Annotated in this window: 21 protein-coding genes; all 21 read right to left on the bottom strand. The window is 45.1% G+C overall.

Annotated elements, in window-relative coordinates; all coding sequences use genetic code 11:
• Window positions 1–253: 253 nt before the first annotated feature.
• Window positions 254–661 carry a 4Fe-4S binding protein gene (locus Q8R38_02970; GenBank protein MDP3790988.1) on the bottom strand — a complete coding sequence of 136 codons (408 nt, stop codon included), beginning with the start codon at window positions 659–661 and terminating at the stop codon, window positions 254–256.
• A gap of 30 nt (window positions 662–691) precedes the next feature.
• Window positions 692–1,414, bottom strand: a complete 723-nt coding sequence (locus Q8R38_02965) for a UPF0280 family protein (protein MDP3790987.1) — start codon at window positions 1,412–1,414, stop codon at window positions 692–694.
• A 3-nt stretch (window positions 1,415–1,417) separates the two neighbouring features.
• Window positions 1,418–2,425, bottom strand: coding sequence for a hydrogenase expression/formation protein HypE (gene hypE, locus Q8R38_02960; GenBank protein ID MDP3790986.1), 1,008 nt, complete (start codon window positions 2,423–2,425; stop codon window positions 1,418–1,420).
• Complete coding sequence (hypD, locus tag Q8R38_02955) at window positions 2,391–3,488, bottom strand: hydrogenase formation protein HypD (GenBank protein MDP3790985.1); 1,098 nt, start codon at window positions 3,486–3,488, stop codon at window positions 2,391–2,393. Before hypD ends, hypE begins: the two co-directional genes overlap by 35 nt.
• Window positions 3,485–3,676 carry a HypC/HybG/HupF family hydrogenase formation chaperone gene (locus Q8R38_02950; GenBank protein ID MDP3790984.1) on the bottom strand — a complete coding sequence of 64 codons (192 nt, stop codon included), beginning with the start codon at window positions 3,674–3,676 and terminating at the stop codon, window positions 3,485–3,487. The genes hypD and Q8R38_02950 overlap by 4 nt, the downstream gene beginning before the upstream one ends.
• Before the next feature lie 8 nt (window positions 3,677–3,684).
• Complete coding sequence (locus Q8R38_02945) at window positions 3,685–4,773, bottom strand: hypothetical protein (GenBank protein ID MDP3790983.1); 1,089 nt, start codon at window positions 4,771–4,773, stop codon at window positions 3,685–3,687.
• 124 nt (window positions 4,774–4,897) lie between these two features.
• The gene (locus Q8R38_02940) at window positions 4,898–5,467 is read right to left on the bottom strand and encodes an arginine decarboxylase, pyruvoyl-dependent (protein ID MDP3790982.1); all 570 of its coding nucleotides are present in this window, start codon (window positions 5,465–5,467) and stop codon (window positions 4,898–4,900) included.
• 7 nt (window positions 5,468–5,474) lie between these two features.
• Window positions 5,475–6,392: an agmatinase gene (speB, locus tag Q8R38_02935; protein ID MDP3790981.1), complete on the bottom strand. Its 918-nt coding sequence runs from the start codon at window positions 6,390–6,392 to the stop codon at window positions 5,475–5,477.
• A 2-nt stretch (window positions 6,393–6,394) separates the two neighbouring features.
• Window positions 6,395–7,417 (bottom strand): hypothetical protein, encoded by a 1,023-nt coding sequence (locus tag Q8R38_02930; protein MDP3790980.1) that lies wholly within the window; start codon window positions 7,415–7,417, stop codon window positions 6,395–6,397.
• Entirely contained in the window at window positions 7,410–8,375 is a 966-nt protein-coding gene (locus Q8R38_02925; protein ID MDP3790979.1) for a zinc metalloprotease HtpX, read from the bottom strand. Before Q8R38_02925 ends, Q8R38_02930 begins: the two co-directional genes overlap by 8 nt.
• 20 nt (window positions 8,376–8,395) lie before the next feature.
• Window positions 8,396–9,625, bottom strand: a complete 1,230-nt coding sequence (locus tag Q8R38_02920) for an ROK family protein (protein ID MDP3790978.1) — start codon at window positions 9,623–9,625, stop codon at window positions 8,396–8,398.
• Window positions 9,616–10,374, bottom strand: coding sequence for a hypothetical protein (locus tag Q8R38_02915; protein MDP3790977.1), 759 nt, complete (start codon window positions 10,372–10,374; stop codon window positions 9,616–9,618). The genes Q8R38_02920 and Q8R38_02915 overlap by 10 nt, the downstream gene beginning before the upstream one ends.
• Before the next feature lie 12 nt (window positions 10,375–10,386).
• Window positions 10,387–11,220, bottom strand: a complete 834-nt coding sequence (locus Q8R38_02910) for a carbohydrate binding domain-containing protein (GenBank protein ID MDP3790976.1) — start codon at window positions 11,218–11,220, stop codon at window positions 10,387–10,389.
• A 39-nt stretch (window positions 11,221–11,259) separates the two neighbouring features.
• Window positions 11,260–12,111 carry a carbohydrate ABC transporter permease gene (locus Q8R38_02905; protein MDP3790975.1) on the bottom strand — a complete coding sequence of 284 codons (852 nt, stop codon included), beginning with the start codon at window positions 12,109–12,111 and terminating at the stop codon, window positions 11,260–11,262.
• A gap of 44 nt (window positions 12,112–12,155) precedes the next feature.
• Window positions 12,156–13,094 (bottom strand): sugar ABC transporter permease, encoded by a 939-nt coding sequence (locus Q8R38_02900; protein MDP3790974.1) that lies wholly within the window; start codon window positions 13,092–13,094, stop codon window positions 12,156–12,158.
• Window positions 13,095–13,119: 25 nt separating this feature from the next.
• On the bottom strand, window positions 13,120–15,177 hold the full coding sequence (locus Q8R38_02895; protein MDP3790973.1) for a glucoamylase family protein: 2,058 nt from the start codon (window positions 15,175–15,177) through the stop codon (window positions 13,120–13,122).
• A 13-nt stretch (window positions 15,178–15,190) separates the two neighbouring features.
• Window positions 15,191–16,951: a tetratricopeptide repeat protein gene (locus tag Q8R38_02890; protein ID MDP3790972.1), complete on the bottom strand. Its 1,761-nt coding sequence runs from the start codon at window positions 16,949–16,951 to the stop codon at window positions 15,191–15,193.
• 5 nt (window positions 16,952–16,956) lie between these two features.
• Window positions 16,957–19,227 (bottom strand): glucoamylase family protein, encoded by a 2,271-nt coding sequence (locus Q8R38_02885; GenBank protein MDP3790971.1) that lies wholly within the window; start codon window positions 19,225–19,227, stop codon window positions 16,957–16,959.
• Between the two features lie 105 nt (window positions 19,228–19,332).
• Window positions 19,333–19,935: a carbohydrate binding domain-containing protein gene (locus Q8R38_02880; GenBank protein ID MDP3790970.1), complete on the bottom strand. Its 603-nt coding sequence runs from the start codon at window positions 19,933–19,935 to the stop codon at window positions 19,333–19,335.
• 49 nt (window positions 19,936–19,984) lie between these two features.
• Window positions 19,985–21,280: a sugar ABC transporter substrate-binding protein gene (locus Q8R38_02875; protein ID MDP3790969.1), complete on the bottom strand. Its 1,296-nt coding sequence runs from the start codon at window positions 21,278–21,280 to the stop codon at window positions 19,985–19,987.
• Window positions 21,281–21,291: 11 nt separating this feature from the next.
• Window positions 21,292–22,968, bottom strand: coding sequence for a hypothetical protein (locus Q8R38_02870; GenBank protein MDP3790968.1), 1,677 nt, complete (start codon window positions 22,966–22,968; stop codon window positions 21,292–21,294).
• Window positions 22,969–23,186 lie beyond the last annotated feature (218 nt).

The raw sequence follows: 23,186 nt of genomic DNA, 5'->3' as shown, positions 1-23,186 counted from the left end.
TATCTTTCACGCCCCCGCTTGCTTTGTTCCGGAATCACAAAGTCAAATCAGCGGGGGCTGGTAACCCCATCCCGTAAACACTCGCCGCCTTATTGAACCCACCCTCAAGGCTTATCCCTCGCCACCCGTAAAGATTTTCAGCTCAATACCCCATCCCTCGGGGGCCCCTTAGATATGGGTGGAGAAAATTTACCGTGTGGGGGGATAGACATATAAACCTAAGCCTACGGTTATGGGAAGCACAATAAAAATGTTAGAGTTTTACAACCATGGCTCTGGGCGGGCAGGCTTTGACGCAGAGTTCGCAGGCGATGCACTTATCTGAATCAAAGATGACCTTCATCGTATCCTTGTCTATATATAATGCTCCGGAAGGACATATGGTAACGCAAGCTCCGCATTGTGTACAGCGATCATCGTTTCTCGTAACGTCTTTGCTTAGCGGCTGTATATTTACACCCAGGTCTGTCAGGAACTTTACACCTTTTGCGTAGTTCTCTTTTGTGCCCGTCAGCTCCAGTATGAGAATACCTTCCTCTTTGGGTGTTATCTTGGCCTGAAGAATATTAAATACAAGGTCGAAGTCTTTGACGAGTTTATAAACCACCGGTTTGTCGAGTAATTTATGCGGAAATGTCAATACTATGCGCTTCGATACCATCACGACCTCCCTGTCCGCCGATAGGCAGACTTATTGAACCAGTTTTATATTGCCCCAGCTTCCCATCTTGTCCTGGACTGCGATCAAAACTCCTTTTACCCCATCTATAGATTTTGCTATTGTGATACCTTTTTCGATATCATCTTTACCCTTTACCGCGTTACCCGCTATAGTTGCTACGGCGTCGGCAAGAGCTGTATTCTCCGATATTATACACACCGCGTCCGCTTTTCCAAAATTCAGAGAATGGCTAACCGTTCCGCTCGATGTGCAGACGCCCACGCCTTTTTCATCCGGTTGTATTTCAATGGCTATCTTGCCGGTAAAAGGCGATGTTTCTCCGGCGTATATTCCGACGCGCCTTGCGGATTTTGTCTTCATAAAAATATCGCCGCCATTTTCCACTATGACTTCCCGCGAGAACGAGAGCAAGTCTCTACCGACAAATTCCGCCATCGCTCCCGCTATCGCCGCCATGGGCCCGACACCCGCCTTTTCGGCGGCGCCGGCCATTGCCCTGACTATCGCAGGAGCATCAGCGCTTACCCTGACCGGCTCAAGCGACGTATAGAAAGAACTATTTTTTTTAACATACTCTTCTATATCTTTTCTATAATTTAAAACGCTGGCCCTGGCCTGTTTTTCCAAGTTTTTGTCGGAGGATATCAAAAGATCCGTCTGAACCTCTTTCACTTCAAACGTGACAAGGCCGTCGCTTCTAACCCACTGCCTATAAATACGGTCTTTGTACATATATTAACATATCCTCGGCAATTGTTCACCTGATAACATGCTTACAATTCTTTTCCCGCCGGAAATGGTGTTCATATAAACCTTACCGTGATTATCTTTTGTAATACGCCCTATCATTTTCGCGTTTTTCCCATACGCATCTTTCTTCATGGCGGATATTATCTTCTTTTCATCCTCTTTTGCCGCGATTATCAGGCACCTTCCTTCGCAGGCAAGATACAGGGGGTCGAAACCGAGGAGTTCGCAGGCATCCATAACCCCTTCGCTTACAGGCAGGCTGTCTTCATCAAGCGCTATACCAAAATTTCTTTGCTGACATATTTCGTTTAATGTTGTAGCCACTCCGCCTCTCGTCGGATCCCTCATAAATCTTATTCTGCCGGATACTTTGAGAACTTTTTCGATCAGTTTATTTAATGGCGCCGAATCACTCGATACTTTTGAGGTAAACGCTATGCCTTCCCTTTTGGACAACACGCTTATGGCATGCTCTCCGATATTTCCGTTTATAATAACGCTGTCACCCGGCCTTATCGCGTTGACCGATAGGTCTTCATAATAAACTTCGCCTATACCGCTGGTATTTATAAATATCTTATCACATGACCCCTTTTCCACCACCTTCGTATCGCCCGTAACGATTTCGACACCCGCGGCGCCGGCCGCGTTCTTGATAGAACGTGTTATCTTTTCCAGTATATCCCGATCCAGTCCCTCTTCTATTATCAAGGCTAAAGATATAAATAATGGTTTCGCGCCGCAGACGGACAGGTCATTAACTGTGCCGTGCACGGCAAGGCTTCCTATATTTCCCCCGGGAAAAAATATCGGATCCACAACATACGAATCGGTCGTAAACGCTATTTTCCTTTCCCCTAATTTTAGTATCGCGGAATCTTTCTTTTCTTTCAATACGATGCCGCCAAATCCCTTTATGAAGAGAGAATCGATCAATTTATGCATCAATGTTCCGCCGCTACCGTGAGCTAATAGTATTTTTTCCATATTTATAATAAGCCGCGCAAGTGCCTTCACTCGATACCATGCATGCTCCCACCGGATTTTCCGGAGTGCACGTCCTGGCGAAAGAAGGGCAATCGTAAGGCGTCTTCAGTCCTTTTAAAATATATCCGCAAAAACATCTTATACTATCTTTCGGCGCTTCGATCTTCGGCCGGAATTTTGATTCGGCGTCAAATTTTTTATATGATCTTTTTATTTTAAGGCCGCTATCCTTTACGCGCCCTATGCCGCGCCAAACCGACGGGCATTTCTCAAAAACTTTATTTATGGCTTTTCTGGCCAACGGGTTGCCGTTGGTCTCTATGATCCTGTTATACTGTATCTGGACTTTTGGCACAGCCTGTTTGATCACCATAAGTATCGACTGCAGTATATCGAGCGGCTCAAAGCCAGATACGACACAATTTTTATTATACTTTTTACTTAAAAATTGATATGGCGATATTCCTGTTATCGCGCTTACATGCCCGGGCAATAAAAACGCGCCCACCTTTGTCAGTTTATCGCGCACAAGCGCTTCCATCACTTCAGGCATCGTCTTGTGTCCGCATAGAACCGAGTAATTTTTTAATTTCCATTTTTTAGCTATTATTAAAGACTGGGCTACGGTCGGGGCTGTAGTCTCAAAACCTATGCCTAAAAATACGACCTCTTTTCTTGGGTTCTTCCGGGCCATTTCAAGCGCGTCGAGGCTCGAATAGACTATCCTTATATCAGGGCCTCTGGCCTTCTCTTTTTCGAGACTTGAACGTGAGCCCGGCACTTTGAGCATATCACCGAATGTGGCGACAATTACATCTTTCATATTCGCTATCGCTATGGCCTTATCGATAAATTCATTCGGCGTTACGCAGACAGGGCACCCGGGGCCGGAGATAAGCCTTATATTATACGGCAGGATATCGCGAAGCCCGAAACGAAATATGCTCATAGTATGTGTACCGCATACTTCCATGATATTGTATGCGCGGCCGGGGTCCGCCACACGGCGGATTTGGCCAGCCACCTTATCTATCAACTTCCTGTCCCTAAACTCATCTATGTATTTCATTTTATAGCCTTTAACGCTTTAAGGGTTTTGTGCGCTTCTTTCTCTTTGATCTTTTCAATCGCAAATCCCGCATGAAGCAGAACGTATTCTCCTATCTTAGGATGCTTCAGAAAAGAAAAATTCGCTTTGCGCTTCAGCCCGCCGGATTCGACAAACCCTTCATCGCCTTTAATCTCGACTATCTTCATTGGGATACCTAAGCACATACAGCCCTCGCGTTCGCAATAGCAGTTTGCCCTATGGGGATACCCGAATCATTCGTTTCCACATTTAAATGAGTATAAACTTTGAAATTATTTTTATTCAACATTTTTACCGTCCTGGACATCAAATATCTATTCTGAAATACGCCTCCAGATAACACAACTTGTTTAATTTTTGACTTTTTCGCCACTGCAACTATCATATTAGCGATAGAATTATGAAATTTCGCCGATATTGTTGAAGCGGGCACATTCTTCCCGACATCTCGCACTACCGCTTTGATAATCCCGGCGCTATTGTCCGAATCGTAGCTGTCATCGACTCCTTTTTCGGCTATCTTCTCCAACTCTATCGGCAGTTCGGCCTCAAAATTAGCTATCGGTTTATTCAAGACAAGGCTTCCCGCGGCATCAAAGAGTCTGCCCATGCCGGATGTTAGCGGAGAATTTATCCTCTTGTCTATCATGTTTTTTAATACCGCCCATTTTATTTTATCTATGGACTTTACGAAATCTATCTTCAACTTCAAAAAACCGTCGCCAAATATATAATACAGGTAGCTTGCCGCCATGCGCCACGGCTCTTTAATACACGCATCGCCTCCAGGCATCGGGATATACTCCAAGTGTGCGATTCGTTTTAGGCTTTTTAGGCCTCCTACGAAGAACTCGCCGCCCCAGATATTACCATCCAGTCCATACCCTGTTCCGTCAAACGCCACACCAAACACATCGCCCTTAATGTTATTGTCAATGATCGCGCTTGCGATATGCGCCTCGTGGTGCTGAACCTTACACAGCTTTAAGCTGTAAGCTTTTGGTTGTAAGCTTTTGGCAAATTGGGTCGAGAAATACCCTGGATGAAGATCGCAAGCTATTATCTTAGGGCTTATCTTAAGCTCCTTTTGGGCCACGGCAATAGCATTGATGTACCTGGTAAAATTGTCAAGCTCAGAGAGGTCGCCGAATCCGTCAAATAGATACGCCTTATCGCCCTTGGCAAGCGCGAACGCGCCTTTAAGATCGGCCCCGCACGCCAAAATCGCGCTTTTTACCTCAAATGGCAGCCTTATACTCTTCATATTTAGACTGATATTATAACATATACCGGAGACGCTTTCCAAACACATCGGGAAAGTGTCCCCTACTGGGGGGCAGCTTCCCGATTGAGTTGGAAAGCGTCTCCGGCATCGGAGTAGAAAAATTTTAGAACAGAAATACTGCTGCGGCCATGACGGTGGAGTAATTGCCTTCAGGACCTACTATTGCGGTCTGCGTGATATTTGAGGTGCGGACTATCTTATCCTTTAACTGATATATCTCTTTATTTTCGTCCCAGGACTTATCTTCATCAAATTCCAGTCCCATGGTGGACGCTAACATTTCCACGGCAAGATCTTCGGCGATATCACCGGCGATCTTTTCATTCTGCCCGAATGAATGATGCTCGCTCAAATATCCGTACGCGTGAGGGTCGGCGGGAACCGCGCAGCCTATACTTGAAGCTATAAGGCGGTGAGGTTCATTTGCCGCGCATCTGGATACGACGGCAAATGTTATTTCGCCGGGAACCAGCTCTTTTAAACCTTCATTTTTTGATATAACCTTGCACTCCGGGGGCAAGATGCTCGAAACGTGGACCAGGTTGCACTTTTCTATACCGGCATCGCGAAGCGCAAGCTCGAAACTGCGCAATTCTACCTTGTGCGTGCCCACGCCCTTTGTAAAGAACATCTTCTTTGGAACTAAAAGGTGCTTCCTTGGCATTAATAACATATTATACCTATTTTTTTGTCTGGAATATGTACCCTAACAGCCTATATACCAACTTTGCCGCCAGAAAATCCGACACGAACTGGTCTTTTATAGGACAAAGCTCAACCACATCAAATCCGACTATCTTTCTATCCTTTGCTATTTCACGCAGAAGATCGAGAGTCTCGTACCAGCCTATACCTCCGGGCTCCGGAGTCCCTACGCCTGGCATCAGAGACGGGTCAAACACATCAAGATCTATAGACACATAGACATTTTCGGTTAAATTCTTGGACGCTATATCTTTCCACAACGGCGTTTCGATAATATCGTAAACACTTATATTCTTTATCCGGCCGCTGGCCTGTGTATTTAGAAATTCTTTTTCTTCCTTTGACATGCTGCGCGTACCAACCTGCACTATCGGGCAGATCTCGCTTATACGCCTGGCGACACAGCCATGGTTAAACTTGGAACCGAAATATTCGTCCCTCAAGTCATTATGCGCGTCCAGATGCAGCACCGATATATTAGGATATACCTCTTTGAAAGCCTTTACCGAACCTATGCTTACAGAATGCTCTCCGCCCAATATGACCGGAAATTTGCCCGCCTTCAGCACATCCATTGTAGACTGGTATACATTATCCACCATCTCTTCCGGTTTTAACTGCTCCAGGGCCACGGGATCCATGGTGTGAATACCTATCTTATACGTCTCCTGATTCAACTCGTCATCAAAAAGTTCCATCTTCTTCGATGCTTCTATGATAGCGGAAGGTCCGTTGACGGTCCCTTTCTTATAAGTAGCAGTCTTTTCGTAAGGAGCCTGCAGTATGACTACTTTGGACTTTTTAAAACCGGAATATTCTTCGTCTATCGCCGCGTAATTTTTCGATGCCGGAGAGATCTGCTGCCCCTGATCTGTAACTATTTTTTCATCCATTATTACCTTGCCATCCCGCGCGAAACGTCGCCCGTCAATTTAATTATTTTTTTTGCCATATCTTCTTCCAGTGTTCCCAGCCCGCAGCTTGGAGTTACCACCGACGATATATTTTTCGCGTCTATCCCTTTATCTGACAACTGTTTTATGCAATCCTGTAATCTCTTTGAAATGGTCGCAGTCGATTCTTTATTGGCATCTTCCGAACTCGGCACAATGCCCCACGCTATCGTACCATTGCCTTTCAAAAAATCTTTTATATCGGACGCATACAAAGAGAACTCTTTAATAAAATTATAAGCGTCAAAATTTATTATGTCAATGCCTCTTTTAAGAAGCACCGGCCAGTCGGTATTACCGCAACAGTGTATGCCCGAGACCGCGCCCTCCTCTTTAATAGCGGCGTTTACTTCCTCAAGCGCCTTTGTAACATCATCTAAAGAGATATTAACAAAACTTGAGCCTATAGATACAAGATACGGCTCATCCATGAATATTATTACCTCTTTACCCAGCTTCTTTAGTAATTTTATCTGCCATTTTGCCTTCATACACAGGACCTTTATAATAACATCAAATATGTCCTTATCGTATATGAGAGCTTTTTTATTCTCATCTGTCACAGAGAGAGCGAAGCTCACCGGACCCGTTATATGCCCTTTTACAAATCTGGCTTCTTTGGAATTAGCCTTAAATAGATCCAAAAACGCGTAAAGGCCCTGCGCAAAAGAATCTGATATCTTGAAATATTGCGTGTCTCCGTCGAGAAATTTCTGGTACGCCTTCTCCATCCCCAGAGCGCATTTTTTGGAGTCTACATGAATTGTATTTTTATTTTCGTCTATTAATATTCCCGGCATACCCTCAGAGAATTGGCAATACATATGTTCCCTGTAAGACCTTCTGGGAAGTTGCGGCCAAAAAGGAATAGCGTTAAAATTATCGAAGATAAGCTTACACGCGGCGCTTGTGTCTTTAAATGGTAGGCTTCCTATACCGGTGGCTTCAAAATCGAATTTAGGCATTGTGCCATTCGCTAAGGCGCTTTATGCGCTTGAGCATGTTTGGATGAGTGCTGAATACTTCCAGCAGCCTGTCCCCGACATTCAGCTTAACTGTCCTGGCCCGCAGCGCAGTGAGTTCGTCAGCCGATATCGTTCCGGAGGAATCCATATCGAGCTGTTTTAAGTCTCTTAATTCATTCAACGCTCTCGACGGATCATTAACGAAAAACGCCTTCATGCCTTCGGCGTTCTTAAGTTCTTCTTTAGGCATGCGCGCGGAGCCATATACTAATTTATACAGCGCCGAGGCGAGATTTGCGGGGTTATTACCAAGATCTACCGAACCTTTATCGGCAAAATATTCGCGTATCCTGGAAGCGTAAAGCACCAAAAGATTCGTTATAAAGTAAAATATGAACGCTACGAGCCCCACTACGGCCGCGCTCGACTGATTTCTATCATCACGTCTGCCCCCGAAAAACAAAAACTGCCAAGCGATGCGGTATAGTATCATGGGTATTACGGATAATAGCGTAATCGTCAATACGTCTTTATTCTTTATGTGGCTCATCTCATGGCCCAGCACAGCGCGCATCTCGTCTTCGTTAAGAAGGTTCATTATGCCTTTGGTAACGCATATTCTGCCGTCTTTTCTGGAGCGGCCGAAAGCAAAAGCGTTGGGAATCGCGATATCCGATATGCCGATCTTAGGCATTGGCATCTTCGCCGACTCGGCTAAAGAACGGATCATGGTTTGCAATTGAGGATACTCGCCCTCTTTTAGATAGCGGACTTTCATGGACCACTCAACCATCTTAGGGCCTATCATATACTGCACAAGCATCATCACAAGAGATATGCCGAGATAGAAGTAAAAGTTCGTTACGCCAAGGTAAACACCCACCATCGAGACTATCGCGTAAATTATGGCAAACAAAACCGCCATCAATAGATACATCCGTAACTTTAAGTACCACATCTTGATCCTAAACCCCTTTCTTAAGCTTCTATAAACACTTCGCGCGCCGCAAGCGCGGCTGCACCCAACACAACGGCGTTATCCTCAAGCATGCTGGGAATTATCTTGACTATGCTGGCCGGCTCTTCAAACGCGAATTTTTTCACGGTACTCTTTACGGCATCCATGAATATATCGCCTGCCTTCTCCACTCCGCCGCCTATCACCACTATATCCGGGTTAAATATATTAACAAGATACGCCACCCTTATACCAAGATTAGACCCGGCGCATGAGATTATCTCTGTCGCTATCTTATCTTTCTTCCTCGACGCCTCGACTACCGTTTCTTTAGTAATCTTATCTGCGCTACCACCGGCTATCTTTACTATATCGGTCGACAAGCCTTTCGTTACGGCTTTTTTCGCCTCATCAACTATCCCTAAATCCACACCCCATGGCCGCAGGTGCACATACTCTTTCGCGGCGTTCTTTTCGTCTTTCTGGAGGGCGCCGAAAACAAGCTGCACTTCGCCCGCGCAACCGCTCGAGCCGCAGTAAACTTCTCCCTGAGTGACTATGCCAAGGCCCACATCTGAATACACATATAGAAGGTTCTCGACATCCGAGGATGGATTAAGCGTCTTTTCGCCAAATGCGGCGCAGGACGCGTCATTACCCAGATACACAGGTATATAGAATTTTTGCTCTATGGCTTTACCAAATTTTAGGAGCCCTGTCTTCGTCCTTGATCTTTCCGGATCCGTATCGTGTATGGTTCCCGCCACATAATCTATTATTCCCGATATACCTATGCCTATATTCTTTATAGTCTTTACATCTATCTTGCTGTTAGAGATAGCCTCGTCTATTGTTTTTATAACATGAGGCGGCAGATCCTCCATGCTGACATCGGGACGGGGAGAAGAAGCTCTGCTTATAGAGCTTACCTGAAGATCCGTTACAACGGCTTTTATGGTATTAGGGCTTATATCGACGCCGATTATGCACGCGCTCTTGGCGTTCAATTCCAACAATTCCGGGCGCCTGCCGCCGCTTGAAATATCGAAACCTACCTCAAGGACCATCTTCTTGTTTATATAAAAATCGAGATAGTTCGATACGCTGACGATATTTAAGCCTAATATTCTGGATATATCCGCTCTCGATATGGGACCCTTCTTCCTGATGAGCTCCAATATAGCGAGATTCTTGCGCTGCCTGTCCTGCAAAACATGATAGGTAAAAACGCCTTCTTTTCTTATAGCCATTTCAACCTTCTTGTCTTTGTTAAACAAACATCTTTTAAATTTATAACAGCGCTGGAATAGTTACCCGCCGTCAGGCTGCCGAACTCAAATTTTATAGCCACTATACTCGATAGATCCAGCGTCTTTTTCACGGATCTGAAGTTTATGGTATGTTTTTTCCACTCGTCCTTAAGAGCCGAGGAAAGATCCTTCTCCATCCTGTAAGTGCGGTTATTGCTGTCCGCGATTACCAACACCAGGCTCTCGTCTCCCCTGGCGCCCTTTGCCGTATACACTACGTCGAGGTTATTCAAATTCACCGGCTCTTTTAATTCTATTGTATAATTGGCCCAGCCGGCTCCCCGCGCATTACAGAGCACAACCTCTTCTTCTTTTGCTTCGCTAAATGCTTTTCCATCCCCGGCAAAATAGGCGTTCTTGACTATATCTGCCTGTGGCTGGCCGCCTTTTACCAAAAACTCGCCCTTATCAACCGCCTGCGGGGCCACAGGACCCTTAAATGTGGGTATCTCTCCGAGCAACCGCACCTTTATATCTATACTGCTCTTTGAAAGAACCATCACAATAGCTAACACTATAACAACAGCCGTAACGAGCCATGGTAAAAATGGAGCCCATTTAGGCTTCTTCTTAACAGGCTTTTTTTGCGACGCGTGGAAATAGGTCTTTGCTATCTCATCCTGCATACCGAGACCGGAAGCGTGTTTCTTTGTAGCTTTATTATCCAAAGCATCCAGAATTTTGCTCATGACGCTAAATTTCTATTTCTTGGTAAAGGTGATATCGTCTATGTAGATGGCGCCCTTCTTGTTCGTGGCCATCCTATCCTCAAAAACTATGACAAACTCTGTCAAATTTGTCCTGTCTATGAGACTCTTAAATTCCGACAGGGGTATAGAAATCTGCTGCCATTGATCACTTGCATTAGAAATATAGTAACGGCCCGTCTGCTTGGCGGCGTTTTTGATCTCTATCTTGAATACTGTCGTGTACCCTAAATCCGTGTCGCCTTTTACCCAAAGGTTAATCGTATCATATTTGGACGCGTCTAAATTGGGCAACATCATCCAAAAACCATTGTAAGCCGGGTTCGGAGAATCGACGCAGTAATTGAGCTTCATCGCGAAACCTTTATCGCCGTGCCGGACCACGTTGTCAAAGCCCTCCTTGCACCACTGCGTGGGATCAGACGGATCTTTGTTCCATGCCCCGAAGTTACCGCCCACGTTATTCGGTTTTTCTCCCGAGTCAAAATCCGCCAAGACAAGCATTTCTGACGGCTTCGGCGCCTCAACCGCCGCGGCAGCTGCCGGCTGGACGTTAAACTTTTCCTGGCTCTCCTGTATTGCTGACGCTTTATCTATAGCCGATTCAGTAACCGTCTTCACGCTGCCGGACACCGCAGGCGCCGCGGCCGCGGGCATATTCGCCGAAAGATCTTCCTCTTCGATATCCGCCTCTTCGTCTTCAGAGGTAACTTCCATCGGCTTTATTACAGGAGCCTGCGCTACCTCCTGCTTCTGGCCACAACCGGTTAATGCTGCCGGTACCGTCAATATTAGAATTAATGCGAAAACTAACAACATCCTGCCCATGCTACCCTCCTGTGTTTTTTTCTTCTATAAATTCAGGGACTATCCCTTCATTCCTGTTAATTTAATGCCTTCTACAAAAAATTTCTGGCTGAATATGAATATGATCATCACCGGTACCATTGTAACAAGAGACCCCGCCATAAGCAAGCCCCAATCGGGTTGCGCGTACTGATACAACTCCTGGAAATACGCGAGCCCCACCGGAAGCGTCCTTTTTTCTACCGAATTTGTCACAAGTAGCGGCCACATAAAACTGACCCAATTCCCAAGCGCTACAAATACCGTCAATGTGGCAAGCGCTGTCTTGGAGAGCGGCATTATCACGCGTCTGAATATCCCCCAATAGTTGCATCCGTCTATCTTCGCCGCGTCTTCGAGATCCCTCGGTATAGTCATAAAAAACTGCCTTAGCATAAAAGTCCCGTACGCGGAAAACGCGGCAGGTATTATCAGCGCGTTATAAGTATCTATCCAGCCGAATATCCTCATAAGGACAAAAACAGGTATCAGGGTAACAGAGCCGGGTATCATCATCGTCGCGAGGTATGAAAAAAATATTTTTTCTCTGCCGGGGAACTTCAGCCTTGAAAAAGAATAAGCTGCCAAGGCGCTCGTACCGACCTGCGCGATTGTGACAGCCGCGCATACGAAAAGACTGTTAAAATAAAACTGCGCAAACGGTACTACTTTCCACACGTTTATGTAGTTGCCCCAATATACCGGGTTGGGTATCCATTGTATCTGGCTTATATTGAATATGAATACCGAAGAATACGACTTAAGCGAAGTCGATAACATCCAGAAGAAAGGCAGTATCATCGAAATTGCGCCAAGAATAAGAAATAAGTATGTGAAGGCCTTTTTGACTACACCCAAAGCGAGTCTCTTCATCTCTGTCTTCCTGTGAATATTAATTGCTTTTTTAGTCATATTTTTTAGTAATGATGATACTGCACAAGCTTTCCGCCGTAACGCCAGTTAAAAAGCGTTATCAAAAATACTATAACGAACACAAACCAGGCTATAGCCGCGGAATAACCTACGTGCTGCCAGCTATATAGATGATTATATATAAGGTACTCAAGCGTCGTCGTTGAACGATTTGGGCCGCCGCCTGTCATCACATATGCCTGCATAAAACCACCCTGAAACCCGCCTATTATCGCCATTATGGCTATAAAAAATGTGGTCGGGCTTATCATGGGCCAGGTTATCGCCCAAAATTTCTGCCAGCCATCGGCACCGTCTATTTCAGCGGCTTCATACAACTCACGCGGCACCCCCTGAAGCGCCGCGAGAAACAATATCATATTGTATCCGCCCATCGCCACCCATAGGCCCATTATCATCAACGATGGCTTGGACCATTCGGTCGATGTAAGCCAGGGTATGCCCCTTAGCGTTATATTTATAAACTCGCCAAACTTTATAATCATGGAATTTAACAGCCCGAAATCGCTATTATATATCCATGCCCACAAAAGACATATGGCCACGCCATTAGTTATCGTAGGAAGAAAATACAGAAATCTGAACGACTTTATCCCGATAATTTTCTGGTTCATTGACAGCGCCAATAGGAGCGCCGCCACCATCTCTATAGGTATAATGAGCATAAGAAAGAGCGTATTACCGACGCATTTCCAGAACAATGGGTCGTTGGCAGTCCATCTACCCGCTTCCACATGGAACCCGAGTAAATTTATAAAGTTATCCAGGCCTACGAATTTAGGGATCGACAACATGTCCCAATTTACCAAACTCAATACGAGTGAAAGCAGGACAGGTATGAGGGTAAACACAAGGAACCCAAAAAAATTGGGTAAAAGAAAAATATACCCGGCTATGGCTTCTTTTGTGGAGCTCTTAAGCATAGTAGTCCCCAAAATTATAGCATACCTAGTTAAAAAAATCCTCTACTTTGAGAAGCTCTTCGGCGGATTTACTTATCGGATCCGCGGAAAAACGCTTCCTTATCGCGCCGTCATTAAGATAATTATCGAGCGCCAAAAATGACATCGCCTGATCAAGACATAGATACTGTAGCGCGACCTTGCCGGTCTTGACATCTATAGCATCGTAAAATCCGTACTCGCCATACGCTTTATAGTTCTTCAACATCTTTCTTATATTAGCGATACATTCTTTTGGCGCGAATTCAAGCGCCAGGAACGTGGCATGCGGCGTAACTACACCCGCCTTATACCCTTTCACCCCTAAAGGCTTTACGCCATATTCCTTATAGCCGCCTCCCGGAACGCATGAGGGCGACATGCCAAATACAGGATACGCCAATTTTCCCAACGTATGCTTTATCTGTATCTTGGCGTGCCTTTCATTGTTAATGCCCAGACCTTTGGGCGCGAGGCGCTTCTCATCCACTATTATGGGCGGCATAAGCGCTTCAAACATGCCCCCGCCCCAGCTTGGCACGAATTTCATGCCTTCGTAATCATAGTATCCGCCCTCTGTAGAATATCCCAGATAAGTTTTGTGGTGCCTGCCTTTTGGCGTTTGTGTCTGCCATAACCAGTCACTGGAAAACGTCCTGGCAAGATTAAACCAGTGCTCTTTAGGCACATCGCCTTTTCCTATGGCAAGATAACTTATGGCCCTTGTCTCCGTATATAGCGCGCCATAATGATATTCCGAATAATAATCTATATTTGTGTAGTAACCGTGATACATAGTCCCTTCTACAAGATCATAAAAGAACGAGAAATCCATATTATCGAGCAACTTCTGGCATCTTGCGCCCAACTCATTTGGAAAAGCGTTTTTGGCCACCACGACTCCCGCGGCGAACCATCCGCTGTCCACGAAAGAGATGAAGTTACTTGTCCGTTGAAATATCGTTATATCGTAATAGTTATAATGAAAACCTTTATAGGTTTCCAGTTTATCGGTAGAGTCGAGCGTAAGGCTGATCCTTTTGATAGCTTCTTCTCTGGTAATAAATTTAAAATCATACGCCGCGACTATACACATAAGGTATACTCCCACATCGGTAATGTTTGTGTAGTCGCCGATGCGCGTCTCCCTGGTAAAAACGCCTTTTTCGTGAAAACCTATATTATCCAGCGGAAGCTGGTATTCTTTATCTACCGCATTATCAAAATATTTCCATGTGTCTAAAGCTATTTCGCGCAATAATGATTTATCGTCGGAAGGCAACCTTTTGCTGACATACACTTTCGAAGGGAAGCCTTTTAACCTTGAAATTAAAAATTTCACGAATTCCTGGGTGCCCACCTTGTATTCAGTTTTCATCCTCTTGTGCTTTACCACATCTCGTATGCTGGGCCCCGGACTTCCGGTCCTTACAAACGCGAAATCATCGAAATACAATACCCCCCGCAGCCTATCGACGCGCTTCTTCTCAAAAGTCACCACAAATTCACGTATATCTTTCCAATTGAGTATCCCGTTCATCACATTTAACGGTATCGATACTTTTTGCCAATTCTCGGTAACGCCTTTAACCACATAGCTTCCCTTGATAGTCTCTTCATGTCCCTCATCATCGGGTTGAATCTTTTTGAATTCTATCTTTAATACCGTTGTAAAGCCTTTTGGCGCGTCGCCTTTCACCCAAAATTCAAAATGATCATACCCGGAAGCATCAATACTTCTTAACTGCATCCAAAAGCCGTTAGCGGCATTTTTGTTTGAATTTACGCTATATTCGACTTTGAGAGAATTGCCGGAGCCGTTTACTTTGATATTTTTGTCGAGTGAGGCCGAGATACCTTGAGCCTTATCTTCGGGGTCCATCTCCCAGGTGCCGATCTCTGTCTGTAGATTAGTCGACATCCCGCCTTTGTTGAAATCGGCAATAATGGTGCGGTAAGGAAGCTGTACATCGCAGCTTTCATTCTGGTTTTCGGACAAAGCGTTTGGAGCGAGGATAATAAAGGAAAGCAACGCGGCAAGAATCGTGAATCTTATCTTGTTCATCTTCTGACTTTTCTTACTTCTCTACCGTGACATATACTGTAAGCGTCTTGGCCGGATCTTTTCTCGTGCCATTATCGGGCGGACGCACCAATGCTATATCGCCAGTGTTTATTGTAATAATGTAATCTCCCGGCGCATCAGGTGCCTGCCATGTCCTGGAAGATGCTTGTTTATCGTCTAAAAATTTACCATTATCGCCGCATGACCATATAAAAAACACGAGATCTTTTTCAGATCCCGTTTTTACTTCTCTGGGAAGCCTTGACTGGTCTTCCTTATCCTGCCAGTATTCATTGAATCTATCCAGATCCTCTGTGCCTGTGATCGTGAACGTAACTTTAGAGCCGGGTTTCGCCGTTATGAATAATTCTCCGGGTTTCGCGTCTTTATTATCAACGGTCACAGCGCCGTCGCCCGCGCTGATAGCGGCGCTTATGGGCATATACGCCTCCCACATTCTAAATACATCCTTTGAGCCAAATGAATATGAGGGCGCGGCGCCCTTCTTTATATCGCCAGTGTCCGCTATCAGAGTATCGACTATATTAATATAGGCACTCTCCGGGAAGTCCTGCTGTATCTTTTTGAGAGCATCGAGCGCTTTATCATAGTCGGGCTTGCTGTAATACAGGATACTCATAAGCAGGTACGCGTAATCTCTCGTTTCCCGGCGGGGATACGCGTCCATCAGTTTTTGCAGGTTCTCTATCGCTTTCTCGGTATCCGAGGTTTCATAATATATTCTGCTTAAAGCTTCGAAACCTTTTTCGAACCACACACTGTTCTGATAAGTCTTCAGGAATTCCTCAAACTTACCAACGGCGTTCGGATAATCCCTATCACTATAGTATGAAAGAGCGAGCTTGTAACTCGCGTAATCCGACACTTGAGAACTGCCATATTTAAATAGATACATTGAATAATACTTCATCGCGTCTTTATAACGTTTCTTATTAAAATATTTTTCGGCTATATCCATAATCTTCGCGGCCATCGCATCCTGGTCATAATAATTTTCAGCAAGCTGAATGTATATATCATACGTCGATAAAGCTTCTTTTACGTTCTTCTCTTCGAGATACTTATCGGCGCCGGCCCTTATATCTTCAGCCAGCATCTTCGCGCTGTCAGGGTCGACCTTGGAAGCATAGACAAATTTCAGTTTCATCGCGTAATCAGCCATTCCTTTTTCGCCGAACTTTTTGGAGACTTCGTTAAGCTTGGCTAAGTTTTTGGATTTTTCTTCGGAATAAGAAGCGATTCTATTCACTATCTCATTAAAAACCGCGTCCACTTTTTGCGGCTGGAAAAGCTCCTTGAATATGGAGAATCTTAAGAAATATATATCGAGGGCCAGGTCCTTTGATTTGTTTATCTGATCCGCCTTATCGAGATTTTCCAGTGCTTCATTATAGTACTTCTCGTTGACAGACATATAAACGCGGCCGGACTCGATATCGTTTTTATCGGTAAGATACGCGAGTTCTTCTACCCTCGCTTTGGCTATCGCGTAATACAGCGCGGCGGGGCACTTGTAGTCCTTTTTCTTCGCGGCAATATTTTTCAGCTGGACGACCATCTTTTCATAGTCATCGTAAGCTTTGCATTGCCCGATAGCGTCTTTGCAGGCGTCCATCGAAGCCTGGCAATCCTGCGCGTCCTCGATCTTCAGAGCCAGCGCGTCTATATCAAGCGCGGCCTCTTTGGCTTCCTGAGCCAGGACAGGAACCGACAATAAGAGCATAGCCACTACAAGAGTGATTAACTTCTTCATGAGAATTACCTCCGTTTTTGCACTTTGGTAAATCCTGCCTTTTTCAGAGCTTCTTCTATATATACGTTCTTCATAAAATACTTCCATATAAATCCGGTACGAAAATTCTCTACCGGTAGAAGTATCATGGCCTCGCCTATCCCATAGTATATGGGCGAGTACCAGTTCTTATCCAGATTAAACGAATCCCTTAAACCGTATTGGCCCCAGAGTTTTGGATAGTTCAGGTACATATACTTAAGCGCCGAGAGCGAAAGATATGGAGTAAATACTATCGAACCCGCCGGGCCCGTAGGAGAAAGCGTGCCGTCATATTCCGGCTCACCGTTTCCTGTAGGCGGAGGCCCAAAATGCATGGTGTATCCTTCGGGCCTGGCCATAGATGTTATTCCCCAGCTGTTTGGGCCGAAACCTTTGAATTTTTCCGAGTTGTCTATACAGAACTGCCTGTTTGAGATAGTAGCATTAGTGGAATTTTCAAACCAGTTCACACCCTGCTTGTCCACCATATTCTGAAAATTAAACCACGCGTTGGCATACTGATAAGAGAACAGAGCTCCGTGCCATGAATGTATAAATTCCGCGCCGTTTGCGTAGCTGCCCTTCTGCCTTGTCCACGCGTAAAAGACTTCCGGCCCGGTTGAATGCGTAGGCGAGCCTATAGCAAGAAGCGTTATCAGCACTCCTTCGTCCGTATAGTAGTCCCAGTAAGACTCTAAAAATCCTCTTTCCGGCGACCACCCCATGGAGAACATATTTTTCACAGGATAATCTTTGCTTAAAAATTTATCCCATTCGACCCTTGAATATAGCTGGGCCGCTTTGGTCTTTATTTCACCGCCAAAATATTCACCGGCTGTCAAAGCGCCGGCGACAAGTATAGCGGTATCTACCGTGGATATTTCGCTCTTGCCCGCGCGTTTACCGTCATGTGGATTTAGAAAATGATAGAAAAACCCGTATTTGCCTTCGGCCAGAGGCCCATGACCATCCGGGCTCGGAAGAAATGCGTCAAGCGCAAGCGCAACTCTTTTTTGCGCGTCCTCTTTCGTTATCCAGCCGCGTTGGGCGCCTATACATAAAGCGGCTACCCCAAAACCCGTCGATGCTATACTCGCGTCCCCGCCGCCTGTGGTGTCGGCGAAGAGCCCTGTTTTAGCATCCTGGTGGTCATTGAAAAAATCGAAGGATTTGCGTTCGATCATGTCCAGGAATTCATCGTCCGACATAGGCTGGACAGGGCAGTCTATCAAAATATTAGTGTGTTTTTCATTGCCCCATATATCCGATGCCACCGCCCTGACCTCATGGCGCGATAACTCTCTTGAGTTATCGGGATGCCAGTCCACCTTGTATGTTCTCTTGGACACATCATAGTCAGTGCCTATAGTCCTCCACACAGTTCCTTTATCAACGCTGTATTCGAACCACACGCTTTCGATGAAAGGATTATCCTGAATACTCTGGGCGTTTATCACCATAGTATTTACACCTTTAAACGTCAGGCATTGTTTCGAGCCGACCCCATTAACTTTAAGCGAATCCTCAACAGGCGCCTTGATTTCAACAGCACCTTCCGCGGGCAAGGTAAGCGACGGCCTGCAACCGAAGATTATATCGTCTATATATACGGAACCTTTGGGGGTATCGTTCTTGTTTTCAAAAACGAATACCAGTTCCAGTGTCTTTGACCAGTCTTTTATAGCGGCAAAAGCCGATAATGGTATAATGACTTTCTTCCAGTTGGAGTCGATATTCCCATTCATATATGGGTTGGTATATACAAAGCTGGAAATATCTTTCCCAAATACGAACATCCCATTAGTATCTACATCCTGGTGCATCTCTACTTTAACCTTACTTAAATCAGGGGTGCCTTTTATCCAGAAAGAGATGTAATTATATTGCGCGAGATCTATAGCCTGGGTCGCGTCCGATTTACCGCGAAGCTGCTTACCGAGCTTCATCCAGTAAAATGAATAATCTCCGGGCTTTGACACGTCATAATCCAGCCTTACCGCGGCCCCGGACTCCCCGCGCCTAAAACCGTTATCTACCGCTATCGTGGCGTAGAGCGTGCCCGGCAGTTCTTCATCGCCGCCGCTTAGAGAACCTGCATTAGTGATCAGGGATTCCGTGCTGTAATCGGTCAATACCAGAGGTGGTACGAAATTCTTGCCGGGTGCTTCTTTGGCGAAGGATAATGTATTTAAAAAGACACAAAAAAGTATAGAAAAAAATATCGCCGTCCCGGCTTTCTTGAAATTAAACTGCATTGATAAAAATTTCCTTTTCTAAAATTTTGATTTTTGTGATTTGGCCCGCGAAACTAGTTTTAGCTAGTATCGCAGGCCAAATCTACCCGTTCTCTTAAAGGCTAATTACTTGTTCTTCGCAAACCTGATATCGTCTAAGTAGATAACACCTTTTTTATTGGATGCTATCCTGTCCTCAAACACGACAACGAGCTCGCTCATATTCGAAAGATCGGTAAGGCCTTTGAATTCCGACAAAGGTATCACTACCTCCTGCCAGCCATCCGTTACATTTGTAACATAGTAACGGCCGATCTGCTTTCCCGCGTTCTTCAGTTCTACTTTGAACACGGTCGTATAACCTGTCTTTGAGTCACCCTTCACCCAAAAAGCAAGATTATCATATTTTGAAGCATCGACGCCATTCAAAGACATCCAAAATCCGTTATACGCCGGATTTTTGGAATCAACGCTGTAGTCGAGCTTCATAGCAAAGCCTGAATCACCATGTCTGTTGGCGGTGTCAAATGCCTCTGTGCAGCCTTGCGTAAAATCAGCGGGATCCTTATTCCATGCACCAAAATCACCGCCGATACTATTTGGCTTTTCGCCAGAATTGAAGTCGGCGATCAATAGTTCGCCTGGCTTCTGTGCCGCGAAAGAACCAGCTGCCGCAAAGCTGACGAATATCGCCATCAGAACTGCGACACATATGCTCCTCTTAAACATAATTACCTCCCCCTTTCTATTTTTCCCCGAGATTCTCACTCTTTAACAACTACTTCAATAAATCGTTTACTTTACCGATAAAGCTTTTTACCGATTCTTCTACTGATTTTTTGCCGTTAAATACCAGATCCAGCTCCGGGTTTATATATAATTCCTCAGCCTCTCTCCACGCGGGATGAAAAGGCTCATATACGACATACTTCATAGCTTCATCGAGCATCCTCTTGTTGCTCGGAGGATTGTCGTTCAATACCCAGTGCTCGCTTCTTGTAACATCCACCATCGCCGGCTGCGCCAACCCCGCATCGGCGAGCATCGCTTCGCCCTTCCTGCCCGATAACGCCTTCACTACCTCAAATGCCTCATTCGGATGCTTACTGTCTTTAAGTATACAATATCCGGAGCCGCCTGTCCCGAATGCCCTTTGCCCATTGGGGCCTTTGGGGAACATCGCAATGTCCCATTCAAAATTATCTATCTTCCTCAATCCCGGCGTCTCCCATATACCCGACGCGAACATCGCCAGGCGGCCTGTCATGAACATGCCCTGCACGCCCATAGCAAGGTTAGTCATGGCCGTAGAAGTCGGATGCACTTTATACTTATTTATAAGGTCGGAGTAAAATTCCAGCCCCGCCAGTGATTTCTTCGAATCAAGCGTGCACTTCTTCGGATTATTTACGTTGTCAACCAGGCCGCCGCCGAACGCGTATACAAAATTCGGCCATGCCCAGGCATAAAAGCCATATTGCGTTACGCGGCCGTCTTTGTCAATCTTCGTCAGGGCCTTCGCTTTATCAAGAAGATCGGAAACGTTCCAGTCATCGGTCGGATACGGGATTTTCGCTTCGTCAAAGAGCTTCTTATTGTAATAGATGCAGGCAAACGGCGCAGTGTCTCTGGGAATAGCGTATAATTTTCCGTTTACGGTAAATCTATCTATTATTTCGGGGTAAAATCCTTCTATATCGAATTCGGGGTCTTTGGCCGCATATGGAGAAAGATCGAGCAATACATCTTTTGACTGAAATGTTACGAATAGATCCACTTCCGTGCATATAATATCCGGCGAAGAGCGGCCTGCTATCCTTGTCAACAGCTTATCAACATAGCCGCGGTACGGCGTATGCTCCAATCTTACGATTATATCCGGATGGGACTTTTGCCATTCATCGATAACGCCTGACATTATCCTTACTTCGTCGGGCCCGCCCCAAAATGCGACCTTTATCTCGACAGGCGTTTTTCCCCCTGCCGTTACAACCTTTTTACCACCGCAGCCGCCTGTTAAAAATGTCAATGAACCTATTACAACAAAAAAAACGAGTAATTTATTGAGCCTCATAATATCCCGCCCTACATGAACAGGTAGAATTTGAAATAGATGGAGTTCATAAAATCTTGCAGGTTGTAATAGTAATTCCCTCTCCATCCCACGTCAATGCGGATCATGCCAGGCGCGTAATACTCGAGACCGCCCAATAATCCAAGGTTATCAAAAATGGACCAGTTAAGGCCGTTTGCTAAGTCAAGGCCTGCCTGTAAATACAGCCTGTCATATACGTTATAGCTAAACCTGTTCTGCAACGATATGTATTCGGCCTTGTCCTTTAGAGGGTTTTTAAAGGCATACAGCGGCGCTGTATTATCCGGCTCGTCTCTGAAAGAATACACATACTGAAGAGTGCTTGAAGCGCTGAATCTTTTGGTGAAGTCACGGCCAACTCTAAGCGCTATCTCGTATTTTTCAAATGAATTCGCGAAAGGATAATAAAGGTCTTTTGAATAGCTGAACTGGGGCACGAACATTGTTTTATAATCCTTCGATTTTATCCTTACCTCCGTCCTGCCAAGGAAGTGGTCCGGGCTATAGGCGAAGCTCGATTTAACATGCATGCTCTTATAATATTCGCCCTGAAAGAAATACTCTATTCGATCAGTGGGAGCCAAAGATAGGCTACTGAAGTACGTATTCCTTATCTCGGTGTAATTAATATCGCTTTTAGCCGACATTGTAGAATAGCGGAATCCCAAGTTAAAGGTATATAGCCAGTTTATCGGCTCTAAATTCTTTGAATGCATTAAAAGGATTTCATTTTGTTCCCACATCTCTTTTTTTAAAAAGGCCTGCTGCGCGCCCGAGATACTGTATTGATATTTGGGAAAGTAATTTTTATATATATCGCGGTAATCAAGGGTATAGCGCAGCTGGCCTTCTTTGTTTTTCGGGTCGCTTATGGTAACCTCTGTCCCATACGCCCTGGTAAATATAGGCGTCAACTGCGTCCTGTAGTCACTTTTTATATTCCAAGGCGTATTCTCATACAAATATCTCATCGCATGCGCATCCAGTATGTATGAGTCTATCGGCCTAGGCTCCTGATATATCTCGACGCGCTGGGCAACCGTGAAGTACTTTAATAGCCTCAAACCCTCATATGTTTCATAGTATGGACTGGCGCCTATCTTGCCCACGTCCATCTTTTTAAGTAAGGGCGCTTCCAGGGCAGGCTTAACGGCTGCCTTCTGATCCTTAACAGAAAAATCTACCTCTTCCGCGACCGGTTTTTTTACATCTTGCACCGCAACGGGAGTAACATCGGATGGAAGAATACCCCGCTCTTCTACAAATTGGGAAGTATCCTGATTCATGGCGGCAGGCGCTTCTTCTGCCTGGACAGGCTCGCTTTCTACAACCGGCAGCATTTCATCACTCGAGGACGATTTCTCTTCGGATGCAACGGGGGTTTTTTCGGCAACGGATCGCTTTTCTGTGGCTATTGGGGATGATAATTTTTCTACTACGACTGCTACGGGTTTTGCTCTTACAGGTTCTTTGTCATTGAGATGTTTTTCAACTTCAAATCTTGTTTCATCGATAAGATCTTCTTCGCTTATGAATTCTTTTGTGGATTCTTTTGCCTGGCCTGCGCCATAGGCGTAATCACCGCATATAATGATAAATATCACCGCCAGGGGTACAAAGATGGCGGTAATAACCTTATTTTTACCTAAGTGTATATGCTCGCACATATTACACTATATTATCATATATTATACGTTTGTCAATGATATTTCGCATTTTCTTACTTTTTTATATTTTAAGCCACGTGTATTGTTTCCCACTCGTGGTGACTGGAATCGAAGTTTTTAGTTGTGTTTTTTAGTCGTTTATAATAATAGTGTATAATTGCAGTTGATTGGAGGTGCTGATATGAATGATAGCGGTGTAGTCTATAGTTTACGAAAGA

Source organism: Candidatus Omnitrophota bacterium (genome assembly GCA_030695905.1).
Lineage (GTDB): Bacteria > Omnitrophota > Gorgyraeia > 2-01-FULL-45-10 > 2-01-FULL-45-10 > CAZHPY01.
This window is presented reverse-complemented; position numbering and strand designations above follow the sequence as displayed.